The organism is Allobosea vaviloviae (assembly GCF_001298265.1).
GTDB classification, from domain to species: Bacteria; Pseudomonadota; Alphaproteobacteria; order Rhizobiales; family Beijerinckiaceae; genus Allobosea; species Allobosea vaviloviae_B.
Genome location: NZ_LGSZ01000026.1, coordinates 1 through 22,528 on the forward strand (window position 1 = coordinate 1; position 22,528 = coordinate 22,528).

Consider the following 22,528-nt stretch of genomic DNA (forward strand, 5'->3'; position numbering starts at 1 on the left):
GCCCTCTCCGAGCAGAGCGCAGCTTCGGCCGGCTCGCTCTCCTCACGCATCGCTCAGCTGAACGCGCTGGTCGCGGCCTTCAGGACCGGGAACGAGGGCGCGGGAATGGCTGGCAGCGCACCAAGCCGTCCGTCGGCCCCTGTCATCCGCGCGTCGGACCGCAAGCCTGCCGCTGCCGTGCAGCCGACGTCCGAGCCGGCCCGCCTGCGCAAGCTCGCCGAGGTCGCCTTCGGTCAGAAGCCAGCCGCCTCCGTGACCTCCTCCGAGCCGCCGCCGGTCAAGAAGGTCGTCAACAGCCGAGGCGGCGATTCCGGGTGGGAGGAGTTCTGAACGGCGCTCCGCCGCTTCAGGGCGCGCGCAAGGCGGCGATCATCTCCCGCGACATGATCTCGTAGAGAGAAGCCCAGGCCCGATCGAGCGACGGTGTGAAGGCCGTACCGAGAGATGTCTTCAAGGTCCAGAACAGCGCGCCTCTGAGATCGTCGAAGTGTCGCTCCTCGACACCAAGGCCACTGTGCATGCGACCGAGCTTGCGCAACAGCAGGCTCAAGCCTGCTGGATCGCGGAGGGTCGCCATGGCGACGGTAAGATTGCGATCAGCCCAGCACAAGATCATAAGCGCTTGTGTCGGTCTGCCCTGTCGCATCCCATCCTTTCGGATCGACTGCGATCCATCGACATGAGCCTGTCGCCCCGCCTATGGAGGCAAGGACGCCGCGACCTGCATGATGCTGCGGCTTGCATCTTGCCTGTGCGCCGGCCGATACAGTCCGACATCAGCGGAGACGAGACCCATGAGCAGCAACCTCAGGATCGACGGCGCCAGGCTGGTGTCTCGGCTGATGGCGCTGTCGGCCATTGGCGCGACACCGGAAGGCGGCTGCCGCCGTCTCGCCCTCAGCGATGAGGACAAGCAGGGCCGCGACTGGCTGGTCGGCCAGCTGCAGGCGCTCGGCCTCGACGTGAAGATCGATGCGATCGGCAATATCGTCGGCATCCTGAAGGGCCGGGAGGACGGGCCGGCCGTGATCATGGGCTCGCATATCGACACGGTCGGCACCGGCGGCCGCTTCGACGGCGCGCTCGGCGTCGTCGCCGGGGTCGAGGTGCTGGCGACGTTGCGCGATGCCGGCCTTGTGCCCAAGCGCGACATGGCCGTGATCGCCTTCACGAACGAGGAGGGCGCGCGTTTCCACCCCGACATGCTCGGCTCCTATGTCTGGGCCGGCGGCATGAGCGTCGCGGCCGCCCATGCCGAGCTCGACGCGGATGGCGCGGTGCTCGGCACGGAATTGCGGCGCATCGGCTATGAGGGCGCCGAAAAACCGGGCTTCCTGCCGGCGCATGCCTATCTCGAAATGCATATCGAGCAGGGCCCGGTGCTGGAGAGCGAGGGCGGCGGGCTCGGCGCCGTCACCGGCATCCAGGCGATCTGCTGGCTCGAGCTCACGCTCAAGGGCCGCCCGAGCCATGCCGGCACGACGCCGATGGCCTACCGCAAGGATCCGGGGCTGGCGGCGGCGCGCATCAACATCTTTGCCAACGAGGTGACCAAGACGATTCCCGGTCAGCTCGCGAATTCCGGCGTCATCCGGGTGCAGCCGGCCAACGTCAACGTCGTGCCCGAGACGGTGGTCATGACGCTGGACCTGCGAAACCCGCTCGATGCGCCGCTGGCTGAAGCCGAAGCCACGATCCGGTCCTTCTGTGCGGAACTGGCGGAGCGCGACGGCATTGAGATCAGCTTCCGCGACCTCGCCCGCTTCCCGGCGACGCCCTTCGCGGAAGAGCTCATCGCCGGCATGGAACAGAGCGCCGCCGAACTCGGTCTGCCGATTCGCCGGATGATTTCGGGCGCCGGCCACGATGCGCAGATGATGTCGCGGCTCTGCCCGACCGCAATGGTCTTCATCCCGTCGATCGGCGGCCTCTCGCATAATCCCGCCGAGTTCAGCACGGACGAGGACATGACGGCCGGCGCGAACGTGCTGCTCAGTGCGGCCTGGCGTGTCGCGAACGCTTAGGCCAAATGGTTCAGACGACGCAGACAGGATAGGCCCATGACGACGATCGCCTCGCTTTCCGCTGCCGAGCTTGGCCCGCTCTTCGCCAGCCGCGAACTCTCGCCGGTCGATGTCGCCAAGGACACGCTCGAACGCATCGAGCGCTTCGAACCTCAGATCAACGCCTTCGTGGTCCGCGATACCAAGACGACGCTCGCCATGGCCGAGGCCTCGCAGGCGCGCTGGCTGAAGAGCGAGCCGCTCGGTCCGCTCGACGGCGTGCCCGTTACCATCAAGGACAATATCGGCGTCGCCGGCTGGCCGATGCGGCGCGGCTCGGCCGTGGCGTCGGACGCGGCTTTTGCCGATGATGCGCCCGCCGCGGAACGGCTGCGCGAGGCGGGAGCCGTGTTTCTCGGCAAGACGACCATGCCGGAATATGGCTGGAAGGGTGTCGGCGATTCGCCGCTCTCGGGCATCACGCGCAACCCCTGGGACATCGCCACCGGCCCCGGTGGCTCGTCGGCCGGTGCGGCCTCCTGCGCCGCGCTCAATCTCGGCTGCATCCATATCGGCACGGACGGTGCCGGCTCGGTGCGTATCCCCGCCGCGTTCACCGGTGTGGTCGGCCTGAAGCCGACCTATGGCCGCGTCCCGGCCTGGCCGGTTTCCACCATGGGCTTTCTCGCCCATCTCGGACCGCTCACCCGCACCGTCGCCGACACCGCGCTGGCCATGACCGCGATCGGCCGTCCCGACATCCGTGACATGACGGCGATGACCACAGAGCCGCCCGACTATGTCGACGGCCTCAAGGGAGGTGTGAAGGGTTTACGCATCGCCTGGTCGCCGAAGCTCGGCGGCGATGTCGTCGTCGATCCCGAGATCGCGGCGCTGACGCAAGCCGCAGCGATGGCCTTCCGCGACCTCGGCGCCAGCGTCGAGGAGGTTGATCCGGGCATCGGGGACCCGATCGAGACGCTGATGACGATCTGGTCGGCAGGGGCTGCTCTCGCCTTGCGCAGCGCCGGCCCGGCCGATCGGGCACGCATGGACCCGGGCCTCGTCGCGGTGGCAGAGCAGGGCGAGCGCGTCTCGGGCGCCGCCTATGTCGATGCGCTGCTGAACCAGCGCAATGCGCTTGCGCACAGGATGGCGCAATTTCATGCACGCTTCGATCTGCTGCTGACGCCGACCCTGCCGCTGCCGGCCTTCGCCGTTGGCGCCAACACGCCGGCCCATGGCGGCTATGGCGACGACTGGACGCGCTGGACGCCTTTCACCTACCCGTTCAACATCACCCAGGCTCCGGCGATCTCGCTGCCCTGCGGACTGACGAGCGCCGGTCTTCCGGCGGGGCTCCAGGTGGTCGGCGCCTTCGGTCGCGACGCTTTGGTGCTGCGCGCGGCGGCAGCCTTCGAGGCAGCCAGGCCTTTCGCCCGGATCGATACGCCGGTCGGCTGCGCCTGAAGATTGCTCGCGCCGGCGCCTGCCTGTGGGCGAGGCGTCGGCGCCTGCCCCATGGGCGCGCCGACCTCGCGAAATAATTTTCTCCGCTCAAATCCGGGCCTGCGCGCCGAATCCGGGTGCAAACGCCCAACCAGTCCCGTTTGGCACGAAGCGTGCAGGCGATTGGCGGCCTGCGGATGGCTGGTCAGACGAGTTGTCACGGCAGAATTTTTCTGCCCAAACTCGCGCCAAGGTCGCCCGTACAGAGGTTGCCGTTTCAGGGGAGAAATCGATGGACCGCAGAACATTTCTGAAAGCCGCCGCGGGAACCGGCGCATTGGCGGCCAGTGGCGGGCTCGCGATGCCGGCCCTTGCGCAAAGCGCCGCGGCAAAGACCCTGCGCTTCGTGCCCCAGGCGAATCTCGCGAATTTCGACCCGATCTGGGGCACGCAATATGTCGTGCGTAATGCCGCGCTGCTGGTCTGGGACACGCTTTACGGCATCGACGACAAGTTCCAGCCGAAGCGCCAAATGACATCGGGCGAGGAGGTCTCCGCCGATGGGCTGACCTGGACCTTCAAGCTGCGTCCCGGCCTGAAGTTCCATGACGGCGCACCGGTGACGTCCAAGGACGTCGTCCAGAGCCTGAAGCGCTGGCAGGCCCGCGATCCGATGGGCCTGATGATCAAGGCGATCGAGAACGAACTCGTCGCCGTCGACGACACGACCTTCAAATGGTCGCCGAAGCAGCCCTATCCCAAGATGCTGTTCGCGCTCGGCAAGAACAATTCGCCCTGCACCTTCATCATGCCGGAGCGCATCGCCAAGACCGATCCGTTCACGCAGATCACCGAATATATCGGCTCTGGACCGATGAAATTCGTGCGCAACGAGTGGGTTCCCGGCGCCAAGGCGGTGTTCGAGAAATTCGCCGATTACGTTCCGCGCGACGAGCCAGCCTCCTGGCTCTCCGGCGGCAAGAAGATGCTGCTTGACCGCATCGAATGGGTCATCATGCCCGACGCGGCGACGGCTGCCGCCGCGCTTCAGAACGGCGAGGTCGACTGGTGGGAGACCGCGCTCTCCGATCTCGTCCCCGTCCTGAAGAAGAACGCCAATATCAGCGTCGATATCGGCGATCCGCTGGGCAATATCGGCGCCTTCCGCATGAACCACCTGCATCCGCCCTTCAACAATGTGAAGGTGCGGCAAGCCGTGATGACGGCGCTGAACCAGGAAGACTACATGCGCTCGATCGTCGGCGACGACGACAAGCTCTGGAAGGAGATGGGCGGGTTCTTCACACCCGGCACGCCGCTCTACACCGAAGAGGGCGGCGCCATGATGAAGGCGAAGAATCTCGCAGCCGCCAAGAAGCTGCTCGCCGAGTCCGGCTACAAGGACGAGCCCGTCGTCTGCGTCGTCGCGCAGGACATGGCAGCGACCAAGTCGATGGGCGACGTCACGGCCGAACTGCTCAAGAGCATCGGCCTGAAGGTCGATTTCGTCGCGACCGACTGGGGCACGACCGGCGCCCGCCGCGCCCAGAAGACCCCGCCCGGACAGGGCGGCTGGAACATGTTCCACACCTGGCATGCCGGCGCCGACTGCGTGAACCCGGCCTCCTACACCGCCGTGCGCGCGAATGGCGACAAGGCCTGGTTCGGCTGGCCCGACGTTCCGGCGGTGGAGACGGAAGTCACCAACTGGTTCAATGCCAAGGACATCGCCGAAGAAAAGGCGGTGATGGGCAGGCTCAACACGGCGGCGGTCGCGAACGTCGTCTACTGTCCGACGGGCTTCTATCTCGGCTACCAGGCTTGGCGGAAGAATGTCTCCGGCGTCACCAGCGGGCCCTTCCCGGTCCTGTGGGGCGTCTCGAAGGCCTGACCGTCCTGGATTGGGCGCGCCGTCGCCCTCAACGTGATTGGGATCGCGCGCATCTGGCGTGCGATCCCGGCTTCACCATCGCCGCAGCCGCTTTTGGCCTCGGCACAGCCTTACCTGATCCACCGAAAAGGTCGCGAAGCCGCAATGCTAGCCTTCATCGTCAGACGGATCATCACGACCATCCCGGTAATGGCATTCGTGGCCCTGTTCGTCTTCTCGCTGCTCTACATCGCGCCTGGCGATCCCGCCGCGGTCATCGCCGGCGACCAGGCCTCGCCTGCCGATGTCGAGAAGATCCGCGCCAGCCTGGGGCTCGATCGGCCCTATCTCGTGCGCTTTGCCGAATGGGGATTCCGTGTGCTGCAGGGCGATCTCGGCACCTCGATCTTCACCTCGCTCCCGGTGACGCAGCTCATCGCCCAACGCATCGAGCCGACTCTCTCCCTGATGGTTCTGACGCTGATCTTCGCGGTGACCATCGCCGTGCCGATGGGCGTCATCGCCGCCTGGAAGGCGGGGAGCTGGATCGATCGCGGCGCCATGGCCTTCGCCGTCTTCGGCTTCTCCGTGCCAGTCTTCGTGGTCGGCTATCTCCTGGCCTATGTCTTCGCGCTCCAGCTCGACTGGGTTCCAGTCCAGGGTTACACGCCGCTGTCGGCGGGGCTGTGGCCCTGGTTCAGGAACCTGATCCTGCCTGCCATCACGCTCGGGCTGGTCTATATTGCGCTGATCGCGCGCATCACCCGGGCGACCATGCTTGAGGTGCTGCAGCAGGACTATGTCCGCACGGCGCAGGCCAAAGGCGTGGGCCAGCGCGAGGTGCTCTTCATCCACGCGCTCAAGAATGCGGCAGTGCCGATCGTCACCATCATCGGCATCGGCATCGCGCTTCTGATCGGCGGCGCGGTCGTCACCGAAAGCGTCTTCGCCATCCCCGGGCTCGGCCGGCTGACGGTCGATGCCATCCTGCGGCGCGACTATCCGGTGATCCAGGGCGTCGTCCTGATGTTCAGCCTGGTCTACGTGCTCGTGAACCTGATCATCGACCTGACCTATACGCTCGTCGATCCGAGGATCCGTTATTGACGATGCCAAACTCCATCGCACTCCACTCCGCTCCCGCGACGTTGCCTGAACCCGGCATCGCGCCGCTTCCGGGCCGCTGGACTCGCTTCCACCGCTACCTGCGCCGGCATCCGGCTGTCGCGATTGGCGGCGCGCTTTTGGTGCTGATGGCCTTGATCGGCATCTTCGCGCCGCTGCTCTTCACGGTTGATCCCACCGCGATCGCGACCTCGCGGCGCACGCGCGTGCCCTCCGAGCTCTACTGGTTCGGCACGGACATGCTCGGCCGCGACATCTATTCGCGCGTCGTCTATGGCGCGCGGGTGTCGCTGGTCGTCGGCTTCAGCGTCGCCATCCTGTCGTCGATCATCGGCCTGTCGATCGGGCTCTTCGCCGGCTTCGTGCGCTGGGCCGACGGCATCGTCATGCGCATCATCGACGGCATGATGTCGATCCCGCCGATCCTGCTCGCCATCGCGCTGATGGCGCTGACGCGCGGCTCGATCCAGAACGTCATCATCGCGATCACCGTCGCGGAGATTCCGCGCGTGGCGCGCCTCGTGCGCGGCGTCGTCTTGTCCCTGCGCGAGCAGCCCTATGTCGAGGCGGCGATCTCCAACGGGGCGCGCACGCCGCGGATCATTTTCCGGCATATCCTGCCCAACACCTTCGCGCCGATGAGCGTGCAGGCGACCTATATCTGCGCCAGCGCCATGATCATCGAGGCGATCCTGTCCTTCATCGGCGCGGGGATTCCGCCGGCGACGCCCTCCTGGGGCAACATCATGGCCGAGGGCCGCGCGCTCTGGCAGGTCAAGCCGCACATCATCCTGTTCCCGGCGATCTTCCTTTCGATCACCGTGCTCGCCGTGAACCTGCTCGGCGACGGCCTGCGCGACTCCCTCGATCCGCGCCTCGCCAAGGCACTCTGAAGCCCGCTCTCGCACCGGACGCCGTGCCCGCGTCCGGTGCAGACCATGCCATCGACGGCGGCGCTTGACGCCCCGTCGACCTGCGGAAGACCATGCGTCATGCCCGACACGTTCAGCCGCCCCGTGCACCGATCTGCCGAAGGCGCCCGCCCGGAGACCCGCCGGTGACCCGCATCCTGACCATTGCCGCAGCCCAGCTCGGCCCGATCCAGCGCGACGAGAACCGCGCCTCCGCCGTCGGCCGCATGATCGAACTGATGCGCGAGGCGAAGGCCCATGGCGCCGATCTCGTCGTCTATCCGGAGGCCGCGCTGACCGCCTTTTTCCCGCATTGGTGGATCGACGACGAGGACGAGATCGACAGCCATTTCGAGAGCGCGATGCCCTCAAACGAGACCGCGCCGCTGTTCGAGGAAGCGAAGCGCCTCGGGGTTGGCTTCCATCTCGGTTACTGCGAACTGGCGCATGAGGAAGGCCGCAAACGCCGCTTCAACACGGCGATCCTCGTCGACACATCAGGCGCGATCGTTGGAAAATACCGGAAGATCCATCTGCCGGGCCATCCCGAGCATCGCCCCGAGGCGCCGTTCCAGAACCTCGAGAAGCGTTATTTCGAGACCGGCAATCTCGGCTGGCCGGTCTGGCGGACGATGGACGCCAATATCGGCATGATGATCTGCAACGACCGGCGCTGGCCCGAGAGCTATCGCGCGATGGGGCTACAGGATGTCGAGCTGATCGTGCTCGGCTACAACACGCCCAAGCACAACCCGCCGGCGCCCGACCATGACCGGCTCGGCAATTTCCACAACCAGCTCGTGATGCAGGCAGGCGCCTATCAGAACGCAACCTGGGTCGTCGGCGTCGCCAAGGCGGGGCTGGAAGCCGGCGTCGATCAGATCGGCGGCACCTGCATCATCGCGCCCACCGGCGAGGTCGTGGCGCAAGCGGTGACCGAGGGCGACGAACTGGTCGTCGCGCGCTGCGACATGGATTTGGGTAAGAGCTACAAGGCCTCGACCTTCAACTTCGCCAAGCATCGCGAGCCGCAGGCCTATGGCCTGATCGTCGAGCGCAAGGGCGCGGTGGGGCCGTGACCGAAGCAGAACATCGTATTCTCATCGGTTCGGCAGGTGGAGAGCACATTGCCATCGACTGGCCCGAGATGGCCAGCGAATGGTCTCGCGTCGGCGTTTCATTTCGGTCGGGCCCATTCGCCGGAGCTTTTCGATGCAATGTGCTTGCCGCGGAGCTTCACGAACTCGAACGAATGTTGCCTGTCGTAAAGCGCGACCTTGTTGCCTATTCGTGGTGGACAGCTGAGCGGAACATCGCCCTGGAGCTGAATCCGAGCCGGCTCGGCACGATCACCGTGAGCGTGGAACTGTCGGACGATCCCGCCTGGCGCAAGCTGAGTTTCGACATGTCGATCGATCAGAGTTATCTGCCAGGGTGAGGCCAATTGCGAAGTCCTGTACACGAAGTTATGTATATCCTCTCTGGATATACGGAGGTAGCGATGCTGGCCAAAACCCGAGCGACCACCAAGCTTTTCGTGACCAACCGCAGTCAGGCCGTGCGCCTGCCGAAGGATCTCGCTTTCCCGCCGGACGTGACCGAGGTCGAGATCATCAGGCAGGGCTCAGGGGTGCTGATCGTGCCGAAAGGCAAGAGCTGGGACGACTATTTCGACCGCGGCACGCGAGCCAGCGACGATTTTATGGTGACTCGGGACCAACCTGAAGCAGCCGAAGAACGAGAAGAGTTCTGATGCTGTCCCATATGCTGGACACCAATATCTGCATCTATGTGATGCGAGACCGCGACCCCATTCCAAGGGCGCGGTTCCTTGCGCTTGAAGGCAAGTTGTCCGTTTCAACCGTCACTGTTGGGGAACTGGCCTATGGCGCGGAGAAATCAGGACGGCCGAAGCAAAATCTTGAAGAACTCGACATGTTCCTGTCGCAAGTCAGCGTCTTGGATTTCGACGAGATGGCTGCGCGCCATTATGGCCAACTGCGTAGCGAGCTCGAGCGCATCGGAACGCCATGCGGCCCCTATGACACCCAGATCGGCGCCCATGCGCGCAGCCAAGGGCTGATCGTCGTCACCAACAACCGGCGCGAGTTCGACCGCATGCCCGGTCTGCGTGTCGAGAACTGGGTTTGAGCCCGATTCTCGGTCACATCTGTTTGATCATGCCTGCCAAGGGGGACTGCCGAAATGACCCACGATCTCATCCTCAAGGGCGGCCGGGTCATCGACCCCTCGCAGAAGCATGATGGCGTCCTCGACGTCGCCTTCACCGGCGGCAAGGTCTCCGGATTCGGCAAGGACCTGAAGGGCGCGAAGGAGATCCGCGACGTCTCCGGCTACATCGTCACGCCCGGCCTGATCGACCTGCACACCCATGTGTATTGGGGCGGCACGTCGCTGGGCATCGACGCCGACGAATTCTGCCGGGCGTCCGGCGTCACCACCTCGGTCGACACCGGTTCGGCCGGGCCGGGCAACTGGCCGGGCTTCCGCAAGCATGTGATCGAGCGGAGCCAGGCCCGCATCCTGGCCTATCTCCATGTGAGCCACGCCGGCATTTACGGCTTCGATCACCGCGTCATGGTCGGCGAGAGCCGCGACATGGCGATGATGAACCCGATCGACTGCGCCGAAATCGCCGACAAGAACCGCGACCTGATCGTCGGCATCAAGGTCCGCGTCGGACTGCACGCCTCGGGCGACCAGGGCACCGCGCCGCTCAACATCGCGCTGCAGGTCGCCGACGAGGTCGGCATGCCGCTGATGTGCCATATCGACCATCCGCCGCCATCCTATGAGGAGGTGGTCAACATGCTGCGGCCGGGCGATGTGCTCACCCACGCCTTCCGCCCTTTCCCGAATGCACCCTGCACCGCGCAGGGCACGGTGAAGCCCGAGGTCCTGGCGGCCCGCAAGCGCGGCGTCCTCTTCGACATCGGCCACGGCAAGGGCTCGTTCTCGTTCAAGACGACACGCGCCATGCTCGCCAACGGCTTCCAGCCGGACGTGATCTCGTCGGATGTCCACAAGCTCTGCATCGACGGCCCGGCCTATGACCAGGTCACGACCATGTCGAAGTTCCTGCTGATGGGCATGAGCCTGACCGATGTCGTCGCAGCCTCGACCGTGAACGCCGCCATGGCGCTGAAGCGGCCCGAATACGGTTCGCTCAAGGTCGGCTCGCTCGGCGACGCGACGATCCTGACGGTGAAGGAAGGCAAGTTCGACTATGCCGACGTCACCGGCGAGCACATGACCGGAGACCGCAAGATTGTCTCCGAGGGTGTGGTTCTGAAGGGCGCCTGGTGGCACCCCAAGCGCACCAACAAGTTCAGGAAGGTTACGGCGTAAGCGAACGGCTCGTCATGCTCGGGCTCGTCCCGAGCATCTCTTGCCGGAGATTCTCGGGTCTGCGCTACGCTCCGCCCGAGAATGACGCCTGTGTCTTATCGCTGGCTGGCTCGCATGTCCGATACTCTCTGGCGCCCGATGACCGCGACCGACCTGCCGGCCGTCATGGCGGTCGCAGGCGTGGTGCATCCGGACTACCCGGAAGACGCGGCGGTCTTCGCCGAGCGGCTGCGCCTCTTCCCTGACGGGTGCCTCGTCCTTGAACAGCGCGACGGTCTGCGCGGCTATGTCGTCAGCCATCCCTGGCATCGCGCCGCGCCGCCAGCCCTGAACAGCCTGCTCGGCGGCTTGCCCGTGCAAGCGGGCAGCTTCTACATCCATGATCTCGCATTGCTGCCGTCGGCACGCGGCAGCGGGGCAGGGGGCACGATCGTCGCGAGGCTGGTGCAGATCGCGGCGCGGGCGGGCTTGCCCTGCCTTTCGCTGGTCGCCATCGATGGTTCGTCCGGCTTCTGGGGGCGCCAGGGCTTTCACGAACTGCATGACCCGGCCCTTGCTGCCAAGCTCGCAAGCTATGACGATGCCGCGCGCTATATGGAGCGCGAACTGGTTCCAGAAGACGAAACGACCGAAGAGGGACGAACGACACCATGAGCGCCGAACAGAAATTGAAGGATCTGGGACTGACCCTGTCCGCCACGGTGGCCCCCATGGCCAATTATGTGCGCTTCAAGAAGGTGGGCGATCTCGTGTTTCTCTCCGGCCAGGGGCCGCGCAATCCCGACGGATCGATTCCCGCCGGCAAGGTTGGAAAGGATTTCACCACCGAGCAGGCCTACGAATTCGCCAGGAACACGGGCTTGGGCCTGCTGGCGGCGATGAAGGAGGCCGCCGGCTCGCTCGACAAGGTCGAGGTGATCAAGCTGCTCGGCATGGTCAATGCCGTGCCTGACTATGGCGACCAGCCCAAGGTCATCAATGGCTGCTCCGACCTGTTCGTCGCGGTGCTCGGCGAGAACGGCCGTCACGCCCGCTCGGCCGTCGGCATGGGCTCGCTGCCCGGCAACATGCCCGTCGAGATCGAAGCGATCATCAAGGTGCTGCCGTGACCGCTGCCGCCCAGGAGGCCCTGAAGGCCGAGATCGCCCGCGCCTATGGCACGCCGGCCGTCGTCATCGATCTCGACAAGGTCGAGGCAAATATCGCCCGTCTCCAGGCGGTGTGCGATGCCAAGGGCGTCGCCAGCCGCCCGCATATCAAGACGCATAAATCGCCCGAACTCGCCCGGCTCCAGATCGCAGCCGGTGCGCGCGGCATCACCTGCCAGAAGCTCGGCGAGGCCGAGGTGATGGCCGATGGCGGGATCGACGACATCCTGATCAGCTACAACATCCTCGGCGAGCAGAAGCTCGGCCGGCTGGGTGCGCTCCAGCGCCGGGTCCGGATGATCGTCGCCGCCGACAACCCTGTCACCATCGCAGGTCTGCCGCAGGCCGCCGAGATCGCCGGGCGCGATCTCGAGGTCGTCGTCGAATGCGATACCGGCCGCCAGCGCGCCGGTGTCGAGACGCCCGCTGAGGCTGTCGAACTGGCGAAGCTGATCGCGGGCTCGAAGGGCCTGCGCTTCGCTGGCTTCCTGATGTACCCGCCGGAAGACGGCTGGGAGCGCACGCAGGTCTTCCTCGATACGGCGAATGCGGGCCTGCGCGACGCGGGTCTCGAAGCCGGTATCGTCTCGACCGGCGGATCGCCCAACATCCCCCATATCGGCGAGCTCAAGGGCGCGACCGAGCACCGCGCCGGCACGTCGATCTTCAACGATCGCATGCAGGTCGCGGCCGGGGTGGCGAGCCTGGAGGACTGCGCGCTGAGCGTCTACGCCACGGTCGTCAGCCGCGCCGGCCCCGAGCGCGGCATCCTCGATTCCGGCTCGAAGACGCTCACCAGCGACACCGGCGGCCTCGACGGCCACGGCTATATCCTCGAATATCCGGCGGCGCGGATCGCGCGGTTTGCCGAGGAGCACGGCTTTCTCGACCTGTCGGCGAGCAACGGCCGTCCCAAGGTCGGCGAGGTCGTCCGCATCGTGCCAAATCATGTCTGCGTCGTCGTCAACATGGTCGACCGGCTGGTAACGGTGCGCGGCGACACGCTGGTCGGCGAACTGCCGGTGGCGGCGCGCGGCAAGCTGGTCTGACACCATTCTGCAGCCGGCCGTCTGTCAGGCCGGGGCTCGGCGTCGAAGCGAGTCCGGACCAATGGAGTGATTCCGTCCCGAAGCGGCTTGGTCTAGCCTGCCGCTTCGGAGTCGCACGGGCGGCGCCGTGCGGACGAAGGGTTTGCGGTGGATTCCGAACAGGATGACGAGACGGCCGAGCCGACCGCATCGCAATCCACGATGCCCGGCAGCTCCGTCGCAGCGCTTGGCGCCATCGTCGCCGGTGCCCTGGTGCTCCAGGTTGCCGGCACGATCCTCAACACGCTGGTGCCGCTCAGCCTTGCGCTCGCGAAGCAGAGCCCGCTTCTGATCGGCCTGGTCGGCTCCGCCTATTCGGTCGGCTTCCTCTGGGGCTGCTTCAAGCTGCCGCCCCTGATCCGCCGCATCGGCCATATCCGCGCTTTCGCCGTCTTTGCCTCGCTGCAGACGATGTCCACGATCTCGATCGCGCTGCTGCCGGCGGAGCTGTGGATCGTGCCGCGGCTGGTGATGGGCCTCGCCGCCGCAGGCCATGGCATCTGCATCGAGAGCTGGATCAGCGGGCAGGCGCATCCGAGCCAGCGCGGCCGGATTTTCGGCCTTTACCAGATCCTCAACCGGGTCGCCTTGATCGCCTCGCAGCTCGCGGTCGGCTATGCCGCCATCGCGATGGAGAGCATGCTGCTGCTGGCGGCGATGGCGTTTTCGACCGCCTTGATTCCGGTCTGCCTGACGCGGGCGCGGGGACCGGACTCCTCGCAAGCCGTCACGCTCAAGCTCAGGCTGCTCTGGACGCAGGCGCCGGCCGCGGTGATCGGCTGCCTCTATGTCGGTCTGATGGGCGGCCCGCTGGTCAATGTCGCGCCAGCCTATGGCATCCTGATCGGCCTCGACCAGAAGGCGGCGACCCTGCTTACCGCCTCCGTCCAAATCGGAGCCCTGCTGCTGCAAGGGCCGACGGGCCTGCTGGCCGACCGGCTCGACAGCCGCATCATCATGCTGGCGGCGGCTGGAACGGTCATCGCCGCCCTGGTCGCGCTGGGCGTCAGCCTCCACCTCGGCGCCTTGCATCTGCCGGGGCTGCTCGCTCTCTTCGCGATCGTCGGAGCGGGCAGCATTCCCTTGTACACGGTCGCCGTGACCCATGCTTTCGTGCGCCTGAAAGACGAGCAGCCGGTAGCCCTGTCCGCAGGCCTTTTGTTTCTATGGGGCATCGGCTCGACGATCGGCCCGCTGGCGAGCTCGGCTGCCATGCAGGTCGTCGGCCCCCAGGGGCTGCCGATCTACTTCGCGGTGCTGTCGATCGGGCTGTGCGTGTTCCTCGTGATCCGCCTTGTGCGCAAACCGGCGCCCGCACCTGTCGAATCCAGCCGCGATGCGAGGCCGATCTCGGTTCCGGGCATGGGGTCGAGGCTGACGCCGCTCAAATGAGCCCGGCGCTGTCCCGGCGCCGCGGCCGATCCGCCGTCAGTTCTGCACGATCTTGGAACCTCTGATCACCACGTCGGAGGAGGCCTTGGCATTGAGTTTGCCGCTGGCCTGGATGGTGATGTCGTTGCCTTTCAGCGAGACGGTGCCATCCTTCTTCATGGCCAGCGAAGCGTCGCGGCACGCGAGCTCGAGCTGCTGGCCGCTTTCCACGGCGAACTCGACCGCCGCCGTCAAAGCGAGGTCGCGGCTGTCCAGCGTGATCTCGCGCCCGCTCGCCAGGCTCATCCGGCTGCCGGCGACGAGGCTCAGATGGCCGCCGGCACTGACGGCGAGGGCTCCGCCAGCCGTGATGCTCATCCCGCCGGGCGCGGTGATGGCGAGAGTGCCCGCGGGCGTGGCCGAAATCAGCGCCGTCAGCGCGCCGAGCCTGGCTTCAAGAAGAGCAATCCGGCGTTCAAGCGCATCGGTATCGGCTGCCATGGCATGTCCCCCCAATTGGACCGCGGTGCCTTCCGCCGCAAAACCATGCGACGCAGCGTCTTATACCTCCGGATGGCGCGCGTTCCACGCCGCCGCATAGTCGGTGCAGAGCCTGTCGAGTTCGGTACGGTCGGTCACGCCGGCCGGTCGGCTGCGCGAGGGCGAGGCCTGCAGGAACGGCACATAGCGCTGATGCGCGACGCGCCACAGCCGGCGCAGTTCCGCCAGCGGGTCGGCATGATCGTCGACGCGGATGTCGAAGCTCGGCACGGGCTCGCCCGCCCAGATCCGGATCGCTGCCGATTGCCGGCCACGCTTGTCGCCGCCGGCCTTCTCGCCGGCTTCCAGCGCCACCAGCAGGCGCTCGTCGAAATCCAGCGCCGAGGCGGCGATATAGGCCTTCAGCGTCTGCTGGATCACCTCGGGCCCGGTCAGCATGTTGCCGGCCACGGAGACCTGCGGCCCGTCGACCGCCCCGCACCAGTCGATGCAGGCGGAACCGGTATGAGAAGCGATCTTGCCTTCGCGGTCGATGACGTGGAGCTGGCGGTGGGAGCGGCCTTCGTCCCCCGCCGTCAGCGTCGCCACGATCTCGACCGCTGAGCGACCCTCCTGCAGCAGCCGGAAGCCGTCGATGCCGTAGAGCGGATTGACGAAGGCCTGGGTCGCGACCGCGCCGATCCGGCCGCCGCCGAAGGGCACGCGCGAACCCACCGCGAAGGCGCAGGTCGAAACCGCGACGCCATAGGCGCCGGTGGCGGCGTCGCGTGCGACGATGGACCAGGTCATAGTGTTTCCTCAGCGGCCGGCGGCATAGGCCTGCATCAGACGCGGGGTCGCGGCTGCGCGCAAGAGGCCGTTCCCGTCCGTCTCGGCCGCGGTCAGGCGTCCGATCGTCCAGGCGGGCGCACGCTCGAGCCTGTGGCCGCGCGCGACGAGATCGGCCAGCACACGTTCGCCGATGCTCTCCTCCACCGCCAGATGGCCGGGATTCGCCTCTCGCGGATAGAAGGTCGAGGGGAAGTGCTGGGTGTGGAACAGGGGCAGGTCGATCGCCTCCTGCAGGTTCAGCCCGTGATGGACGCGGCGCAGGAACATGCCGAGCTGCCACTGTTCCTGCTGGTCGCCGCCCGGCGTGCCGAAGACGAGGCGCGGCTCGCCATTCTCGAAGGCGAGCGAGGGCGTCAGCGTCGTGCGCGGGCGCTTGAACGGGGCGAGCGAGGACGGCAGCCCCTCCTCGAGGAAATAGGCCTGCGCCCGCGAGTTCAGGGGAAAGCCGAGCTCCGGGATCACGGGCGAGGATTGCAGCCAGCCGCCGGACGGCGTCGCGGCGATCATGTTGCCCCATTTGTCGATCACGTCGATATGCACGGTGTCGCCGCGCCGGCCGGCCGCGACCATCGAGGCCGTGGTCGGTTCGCCGACCGTTGCGTCGCTTTTGCCGGCCTGGCCGACATAGCGGACGCTGGCCATGGCGCGCTGAACCTGCTCCTCGAAGCCCGGGATCATGCCAGGCCGCAACTCCTGCGAGGCGGTATCGGTGATCAGGTTGCGCCGTCCCCGCGCATAATCCTCGGAGAGCAGCGTCGCCAGCGGCACCTTCACGAAATCCGGGTCGCCGTAATAGGCCTCGCGGTCGGCGAAGGCGAGCTTCATCGCCTCCGCGACATGATGGATGAAGGCGGCGCTGTCTGGCCCCATCCCGGCGATGTCGATGCCCTCGAGGATCTTGAGCGTCTGCAGGAAGACCGGACCCTGGCCCCAGGGGCCGATCTTGAAGACCTCCCAGCCGTGATAGGTCACGCTGGTCGGCGTCTCATAGGTCGGCTGCCAGCGCGCCATGTCGTTGGCGGTGAGCAGGCCCTTGTGACGCCGGCCCGAGGAATCCATCGCCTCGGTCGTGCGGCAGAACGTGTCCATCGCCTCGGCGACGAAGCCCTTGTACCAGGCGTCATAGGCCGCCTGAATCTGCTTTTCACGGCTGCCGCCGGCCGCTTCCGATTCGCTGAGGATGCGCTTGTAGGTGTCGGCGGCGGCCTGGTTCCGAAACAGCGCCTTGGCCTTGGGCACCTCTCCGCCCGGCAGGTAGACCGCGCCCGAGGTCGGCCACTCGTTGGTAAAGAGGTCGGTCAGCCCCGCAATCGTGTCGGAGACGCGCGGCAGCATCGGGTGGCCGTTCTCGAAATAGCCGATGGCGGGTTCGAGAACCTCCCGTAACGTTAGCAGTCCATGGTCGCGCAACAGGGTCATCCAGGCCCCGAAGGCGCCGGGCACGACGGCGGCGAGCAGGCCCGAACCCGGAACGAGATCGAGGCCGAGCGCCTTGAAGGCGTCGATGGTCGCAGCCTCGGGCGCAGGGCCCTGTCCGCAGATGACCTCGACCTTCTTCGTCGTGGCCGAATAGAACACCGCGGGCATCTCGCCCGCCGGGCCGACCAGATGCGGCTCGACGACCTGCAGAACGAACGCTGCCGCCGCACAGGCGTCGAAGGCATTGCCGCCCTTCTCCAGCATGGCCATGCCCGTCGCCGTGGCGAGCCAGTGCGTCGAGGTGCAGACACCGAAGGTGCCGAGGATTTCCGGGCGGGTGGTGAACATGGGTGGTCCTTAGGCTCAGTTTTCTTTTGGATCGAGGACGTCACGCAGGCCGTCGCCGAGCATGTTGAAGCCCAGCACCGCGAGGAAGATGCAGATGCCGGGCGCGACAGACATCCAGGGCGCCTGGTCCATGAAGTTCTTGGCGACGTTCAGCATCTGGCCCCAAGAGGGGGAGGGCGGTTGCTGCCCGAGGCCGAGGAAGGACAAGGCCGCCTCGAGAATGATCGCCTGCGCCATGAACAGCGTCGACTGGACCACGATCGGCGACAGGATGTTGGGCAGGATATGGCGCAGCACGATGCGCAGATCGCGCGCACCGACGGCCCTGGCGCCCTCGACGAAGTCCTCCGTCTTGACGCTCATCACCTGCGCACGCACGAGCCGCACGAAGATCGGCACCGCCGAGAGGCCGATCGCGATCATCGCATTGGTCAGCGACGGGCCGAGCACGGCCGCGAACGCGATCGCCAGGATCAGGAACGGACAGGCCAGCATCGCCTCTGTCACGCGCGAGATCACCGCATCGATCCAGCCGCCATACCAGCCGGCGAGAAGGCCGAACGGCACGCCGATGGCGAGCGCGATCAGGACCGAGACGATGCCGGCCAGCAGCGAGGCCCGCGCCCCGAAGAACAGTCGCGAGACCTGGTCGCGCCCCAGTTCGTCCGTGCCGAACCAGTAGAGCTCGGAGGGCGGCTTGCGGATGGCGAGGAAGTTCGACTTGATTGGATCGGCGAGCGGCAGCAGCGGCGAAAACAGCGCCATCAGCACGAAGGCGAGCACGATCGCGCCGCCGATCAGGGCCGAGCGGTTGCGCGCCAGCCGCACCAGCACGTTGGGGCGCGGCCGGAAAGCGGGCTCGGCCGGCGCGGTCAGGATGTCTGTTTCCGCAGCCGCCATCACTGCGCCCTCAGCCGCGGATTGACCAGGATGTAGAGCACGTCGGCGAGCAGGTTCATCAGGATGAAGCCGATCGCCGTACACAGCACGACGCCCTGCACCACGCCATAGTCGCGGTTGAACACGGCGTCGACGATCAGCTTGCCGAAACCCGGAATCGTGAAGACCTGCTCGGTCAGTACGGCGCCGCCCAGCAATTCCCCGAACAGGATCGTTGACAGCGTGATGATCGGCACCAGCGCGTTGCGCAATGCGTGACGGTTGACCACCGCATCCTCGTCGAGGCCCTTGGCGCGGGCGGTGCGGACATAGTCCGAGCGCAGCACCTCCAGCATCGCCGAGCGGGTGTGGCGCATCAGGAAGGCGGCAAGCCCTGAGCCGAGCACGAAGGCCGGCATGATCAGCCGCTCGATCGCCCCCTTGGGGTCGCTGAAGAAGGGCTCGTAGCCGGAGGCCGGCAGCCATTTCAGCTCGACCGAGACGACCAGGATCAGCATGATCCCGAGCCAGAAATTGGGAATCGACAGTCCCGACAGCGCCAATGCGCTGGTGGAATAATCGACCACAGTGTCCTTGCGCCGGGCGGCGATGATTCCTGCAGGAATGCCGATGCCGATGGCGACGATGATCGAGGCGATGGCGAGCTGCAGCGTTACCGGCAGCTTTTGCAGGATCAGCCCGAGCACCGGCTCGCCGGTGCGCAGCGAGCGGCCGAAATCGCCCTGCACCACCTGTCCGAGCCAGGCGAAGAACTGAACCACGACGGGATCGTCCATGCGGTAGATCTCGCGCAGTCGCGCGATCACCTCCGGGTCGCGCTCCTCGCCGGCAATGACGAGGAACGGATCGCCCGGCAGCGCGCGCTGCAGGGCGAACACGAACAGCGACACCAGAAACAGCGTCGGCAGTGCGATGAGGGCGCGGCGGCCGATCAGGGCGAGCATGGCTTACTCTTGCTGCGAAGCGCGTATGGGCATGTCCCGTCATTGCGAGCGAAGCGAAGCAATCCAGTGACGTAGCGCTCGACGCCCCCCTGGATTGCTTCGTCGGCTCCGCCTCCTCGCAATGACGGTGAGGGCCGCGGCAAGGCAGGACCCTTCAAGACCGCTTCAACCCGGACAGCCGGATCATGCCGTCGGGGTTGATCACGAAGCCGCTGATGTTGGAGCGCAAGGCGAAAAAGACCGTCTGGTTATAGAGATAGACGATCGGCAGCTCGTCCTGGAGGAATTTCTGCGCGGCGTCGTAGCGCTTCTTGCGCTCGGCGACGTCGTAGACCGTGCGGGCTTCGTCCAAAAGCTTGTCGACTTCGGCATTGGAATACTTGCCGTCGTTCTGATTGCCCTTCGAGGTGACGAACTGGTGGATGTTTCCGTCCGGGTCGATGCGGCCAGACCAGCCGATGCGGCTCATCTGGAACTTGCCCTGCTGCTGGTCGCGCAACTGGCTGGCGAACTCCGTCGAGCGGATCTGGATGTCGATCCCGGCTTCGGCCGCCATCGCCTGGATGACCTGGCCGAGCTGCGCGTCCACGGGGTTGTTGGTGACGAAGAGCTCGACCGAAACCTTTGCCACGCCCGCTTCCTTAAGCAGCGCCTTGGCCTTGGCGACATCGCGCGCCGGCACCGGGAAATTGGCGCTGACATAGGGGTTGCCGGGGTTGAAGGGCTGGATCATCGGCTCGTAGAGCCCCTCGAACACGACCTGGCTCAGCACCTTCCGGTCGATCGAGAGCGACAGCGCCTGGCGCACACGCTTGTCCATGCCCATCGGCTGCTTGGCGGCGTCGCCATTGGCGGTGTTGATGGTGATGCCCTGGTAGCCGAGATTGGCGATGCTGGCGACCTTGAGGGCCTTGTCCGCCTGCGCCGATTTGACATCGGTCGGAGCCAGCCGCTCGAGCATGTCGAGTTCGCCGGAGCGCAGATTGGCGAGGCGGACCGTGGTGTCGGGGATCGAGCGATAGATCACGCGGTCGAAATGGTAGTTCTGCGCCTCCCAATGCTCCTTGAAGCGCTCCAGCACGATGCGGTCGTTCTGCACCCGCTCGACGAATTTGTAGGGGCCGGAGCAGACCGGCTTGGCGGCGACGTCGCCTGAGAGGCTCTTCGGCGCGAGCATCATGCCAGCCCTGTCGGTGAGCTGCGCCAGCAGCGTCGCGTCAGGGCGCTTGAGTTTGAGCACGATTGTCGACGCGTCGGGCGTCTCGATGCTGTCGACCGAGGCGAGTTCGGATTTACGCAGCGAATCGGGGAGCGTGCGGGCGCGCTCGATATTGGCCTTGGCGGCTTCGGCATTGAACGCATCGCCATCGTGGAACCTGGCATCGGTACGCAGCTTCATCGTTAGCGTGAGCCCGTCGGGCGAGAACGACCACTCGGTCGCCAACCGTGGCACGAGCTTCAGGTCGGGCGTGATGTCGAGCAGCTTGTCGCACAGCCCCTTGAAGACGATGCGGCCGACGAAGGTCCGTGCCTTGTGCGGATCGAGCATGTCAGGGTCTTCCTGCAAGCCGATGCGCAGGGTCGACGGCGCCTGGGCGACGGCGGGCAAGGCCGCACATGCCAGCATCGTCGCTGATGCAAGAACGGAGAGCAGTTTCATCGGATAACCCCTTTTGTTGACCGTGGTCTTTGCCACCGAATGTCGTCCCACCCGGTACCAACTTGATGCAAAACCGTGCTGGCGTCGATGCGCCATTTGCACCGGCCGTGCTTCTCATCTGCATGCTCTTGCACCAGGCTCCTGCATGCAAATTGATGGCCAGCCGCATGCCTGGCCGCGACGGCCCTCATGTGCCCGCCATGGTCGCCTTCGCTGCGCGCGCCGGTTACAAGACCTCAAGCACAAGCGCCCAAGCAAGGCGCCGCCACCGAGGATGGACACGATGCTGCTGGGTGTGATCGCCGACGACATGACGGGCGCTACCGATGTCGCGCTGATGCTGAATCGCAGCGGCATGCGCACGGTCCAACTGATCGGCGTGCCCCGGGCGGGGCAGGCGCTGCCGGAAGCCGATGCGATCGTCGTCGCGCTGAAATCGCGGACGAACCCGGTGACCGAGGCCGTGGCCGATTCGCTTGCCGCTTGCGAGGCCCTGCTGGCGGCGGGCGCAAGGCAGATCCTGTTCAAATACTGCTCGACCTTCGATTCGACGCCATCGGGCAATATCGGCCCGGTCGCGGATGCACTGGCGAGGCGGCTGGACGCCGAGATCGCCATCGTCTGCCCGGCTTTCCCAGCCAATGGCCGCTCGATCTACCAAGGTTATCTCTTCGTCGGCGCGGTGCCGCTTCACGAAAGCTCGATGAAGGACCACCCACTGACGCCGATGCGCGATTCCAACCTGATGCGGTTGATGGGGGCTCAAACGCAGGCAGGGGTGGGGCTCGTCGACTACGCCACGATTCTGGCCGGCACTGAGGCGGTGAAGGCACGCTTCGCCAGGCTGACCGGCGAGGGCGTGCGCTATGTCGTCACCGACGCGCTGACCAATGCCGATCTGATGGTGCTGGGCGAGGCCGCCGCCGGCCACGTCCTGCTGACCGGAGGCTCGGGCATCGCGATGGGACTGCCGCAGAACTTCCGCAAGGCGGGGCTCCTGCCGCAGCGCGAGATCGCCGCCAGCCTGAGCGCGCCGGCAGGCCGCGCCGGCATCATCTCGGGCAGTTGCTCGACCGCGACGCGCGGCCAGATCAAGGCCGCGATCGAGGCCGGCTATCCTGCGCTCAAGGTCGATCCGATGGAGCTGGTCTCCGGCGGGCAGGATGCGGCAAAGCTCGCCGGCTGGGCGCTGGCGCAGGCTGTGGACAAGCCCTTCCTGCTCTATTCGAGCGACGATCCCAAGGAGGTCTCGGCGATCCAGGACAAGCTCGGCCGCGAAAAGGCTGGCGAGACGGTCGAGCATGCCTTTGCGCAGACGGCCGCGCTGCTGGCCAAGGGCGGCGTCTCGCGCCTGCTGGTGGCTGGCGGCGAGACCTCCGGCGCCGTCGTGCAGGGGCTCGGGATCGGGATGCTGGAGATTGGTCCGGAGATCGACCCGGGCGTGCCCTGGACGCGCGTCGCGGACGGGCAGGACATGGTGATCGCACTCAAATCGGGCAATTTCGGCGCGCCGGATTTCTTCGTGAAGGCATGGGGCCTGTTGCGCTGAGGCGCAGTTCCCGGCTGGCAAAACTCGTATAGGATGCGCCGC

General features: G+C 66.2%; 23 protein-coding genes. 16 read left to right on the plus strand and 7 right to left on the minus strand.

Annotated elements, in window-relative coordinates:
- A partial coding sequence (locus tag AE618_RS28420; protein WP_197280691.1) for a hypothetical protein occupies nucleotides 1-330 on the plus strand: 330 nt, incomplete at its 5' end.
- Nucleotides 331-346: 16 nt separating this feature from the next.
- On the opposite strand, the gene AE618_RS06430 is transcribed toward AE618_RS28420, so the two are convergent.
- Nucleotides 347-646, minus strand: a complete 300-nt coding sequence (locus AE618_RS06430; protein WP_349236427.1) for a globin domain-containing protein — start codon at nucleotides 644-646, stop codon at nucleotides 347-349.
- A gap of 148 nt (nucleotides 647-794) precedes the next feature.
- Between AE618_RS06430 and AE618_RS06435 the strand changes: the two genes are divergently transcribed.
- The 14 genes from AE618_RS06435 (at nucleotide 795) to AE618_RS06500 (ending at nucleotide 14,355) form a co-directional block, all read left to right on the plus strand.
- Nucleotides 795-2,024: a M20 family metallo-hydrolase gene (locus tag AE618_RS06435; protein ID WP_054208234.1), complete on the plus strand. Its 1,230-nt coding sequence runs from the start codon at nucleotides 795-797 to the stop codon at nucleotides 2,022-2,024.
- A 36-nt stretch (nucleotides 2,025-2,060) separates the two neighbouring features.
- Nucleotides 2,061-3,473: an amidase gene (locus AE618_RS06440; RefSeq protein ID WP_054208235.1), complete on the plus strand. Its 1,413-nt coding sequence runs from the start codon at nucleotides 2,061-2,063 to the stop codon at nucleotides 3,471-3,473.
- A gap of 271 nt (nucleotides 3,474-3,744) precedes the next feature.
- Complete coding sequence (locus tag AE618_RS06445; protein WP_054208236.1) at nucleotides 3,745-5,343, plus strand: ABC transporter substrate-binding protein; 1,599 nt, start codon at nucleotides 3,745-3,747, stop codon at nucleotides 5,341-5,343.
- A gap of 144 nt (nucleotides 5,344-5,487) precedes the next feature.
- On the plus strand, nucleotides 5,488-6,429 hold the full coding sequence (locus AE618_RS06450) for an ABC transporter permease (protein ID WP_054208237.1): 942 nt from the start codon (nucleotides 5,488-5,490) through the stop codon (nucleotides 6,427-6,429).
- A 2-nt stretch (nucleotides 6,430-6,431) separates the two neighbouring features.
- Entirely contained in the window at nucleotides 6,432-7,340 is a 909-nt protein-coding gene (locus tag AE618_RS06455) for an ABC transporter permease (protein ID WP_082365048.1), read from the plus strand.
- A gap of 164 nt (nucleotides 7,341-7,504) precedes the next feature.
- Nucleotides 7,505-8,437 carry an N-carbamoyl-D-amino-acid hydrolase gene (locus tag AE618_RS06460; RefSeq protein ID WP_054208238.1) on the plus strand — a complete coding sequence of 311 codons (933 nt, stop codon included), beginning with the start codon at nucleotides 7,505-7,507 and terminating at the stop codon, nucleotides 8,435-8,437.
- Entirely contained in the window at nucleotides 8,434-8,796 is a 363-nt protein-coding gene (locus AE618_RS27840; protein ID WP_156330139.1) for a WapI family immunity protein, read from the plus strand. Before AE618_RS06460 ends, AE618_RS27840 begins: the two co-directional genes overlap by 4 nt.
- Nucleotides 8,797-8,859: 63 nt before the next feature.
- A complete protein-coding gene (vapB, locus tag AE618_RS06470; RefSeq protein ID WP_054208240.1) occupies nucleotides 8,860-9,111 on the plus strand; it encodes a type II toxin-antitoxin system VapB family antitoxin in 252 nt (83 codons plus the stop codon).
- The gene (gene vapC / locus AE618_RS06475; RefSeq protein WP_054208241.1) at nucleotides 9,111-9,509 is read left to right on the plus strand and encodes a type II toxin-antitoxin system tRNA(fMet)-specific endonuclease VapC; all 399 of its coding nucleotides are present in this window, start codon (nucleotides 9,111-9,113) and stop codon (nucleotides 9,507-9,509) included. The genes vapB and vapC overlap by 1 nt, the downstream gene beginning before the upstream one ends.
- A 54-nt stretch (nucleotides 9,510-9,563) precedes the next feature.
- The gene (locus tag AE618_RS06480) at nucleotides 9,564-10,727 is read left to right on the plus strand and encodes an amidohydrolase/deacetylase family metallohydrolase (RefSeq protein ID WP_054208242.1); all 1,164 of its coding nucleotides are present in this window, start codon (nucleotides 9,564-9,566) and stop codon (nucleotides 10,725-10,727) included.
- 114 nt (nucleotides 10,728-10,841) lie between these two features.
- On the plus strand, nucleotides 10,842-11,381 hold the full coding sequence (locus tag AE618_RS06485; RefSeq protein WP_054208243.1) for a GNAT family N-acetyltransferase: 540 nt from the start codon (nucleotides 10,842-10,844) through the stop codon (nucleotides 11,379-11,381).
- Nucleotides 11,378-11,836 carry a RidA family protein gene (locus AE618_RS06490; protein WP_054208244.1) on the plus strand — a complete coding sequence of 153 codons (459 nt, stop codon included), beginning with the start codon at nucleotides 11,378-11,380 and terminating at the stop codon, nucleotides 11,834-11,836. Before AE618_RS06485 ends, AE618_RS06490 begins: the two co-directional genes overlap by 4 nt.
- Nucleotides 11,833-12,924 (plus strand): D-TA family PLP-dependent enzyme, encoded by a 1,092-nt coding sequence (locus AE618_RS06495; protein WP_156330140.1) that lies wholly within the window; start codon nucleotides 11,833-11,835, stop codon nucleotides 12,922-12,924. Before AE618_RS06490 ends, AE618_RS06495 begins: the two co-directional genes overlap by 4 nt.
- Before the next feature lie 147 nt (nucleotides 12,925-13,071).
- Nucleotides 13,072-14,355 carry an MFS transporter gene (locus tag AE618_RS06500; RefSeq protein WP_054208245.1) on the plus strand — a complete coding sequence of 428 codons (1,284 nt, stop codon included), beginning with the start codon at nucleotides 13,072-13,074 and terminating at the stop codon, nucleotides 14,353-14,355.
- Between the two features lie 36 nt (nucleotides 14,356-14,391).
- Here the strand turns inward: AE618_RS06500 and AE618_RS06505 are convergent, their stop codons facing one another.
- The 6 genes from AE618_RS06505 to AE618_RS06530 form a co-directional block, all read right to left on the minus strand.
- Complete coding sequence (locus AE618_RS06505; RefSeq protein ID WP_054208246.1) at nucleotides 14,392-14,835, minus strand: hypothetical protein; 444 nt, start codon at nucleotides 14,833-14,835, stop codon at nucleotides 14,392-14,394.
- Nucleotides 14,836-14,895: 60 nt separating this feature from the next.
- Nucleotides 14,896-15,624, minus strand: coding sequence for a DUF1028 domain-containing protein (locus tag AE618_RS06510; RefSeq protein ID WP_054208247.1), 729 nt, complete (start codon nucleotides 15,622-15,624; stop codon nucleotides 14,896-14,898).
- 9 nt (nucleotides 15,625-15,633) lie between these two features.
- On the minus strand, nucleotides 15,634-17,433 hold the full coding sequence (locus tag AE618_RS06515; protein ID WP_054208248.1) for a gamma-glutamyltransferase family protein: 1,800 nt from the start codon (nucleotides 17,431-17,433) through the stop codon (nucleotides 15,634-15,636).
- 15 nt (nucleotides 17,434-17,448) lie between these two features.
- The gene (locus AE618_RS06520) at nucleotides 17,449-18,333 is read right to left on the minus strand and encodes an ABC transporter permease (protein WP_082365049.1); all 885 of its coding nucleotides are present in this window, start codon (nucleotides 18,331-18,333) and stop codon (nucleotides 17,449-17,451) included.
- A complete protein-coding gene (locus tag AE618_RS06525; protein WP_054208250.1) occupies nucleotides 18,333-19,277 on the minus strand; it encodes an ABC transporter permease in 945 nt (314 codons plus the stop codon). The genes AE618_RS06520 and AE618_RS06525 overlap by 1 nt, the downstream gene beginning before the upstream one ends.
- 154 nt (nucleotides 19,278-19,431) lie before the next feature.
- Nucleotides 19,432-20,937 carry an ABC transporter substrate-binding protein gene (locus tag AE618_RS06530; protein ID WP_054208258.1) on the minus strand — a complete coding sequence of 502 codons (1,506 nt, stop codon included), beginning with the start codon at nucleotides 20,935-20,937 and terminating at the stop codon, nucleotides 19,432-19,434.
- Between the two features lie 283 nt (nucleotides 20,938-21,220).
- Between AE618_RS06530 and otnK the strand changes: the two genes are divergently transcribed.
- Nucleotides 21,221-22,486 (plus strand): 3-oxo-tetronate kinase, encoded by a 1,266-nt coding sequence (gene otnK, locus AE618_RS06535; RefSeq protein WP_054208259.1) that lies wholly within the window; start codon nucleotides 21,221-21,223, stop codon nucleotides 22,484-22,486.
- Nucleotides 22,487-22,528: the final 42 nt, after the last annotated feature.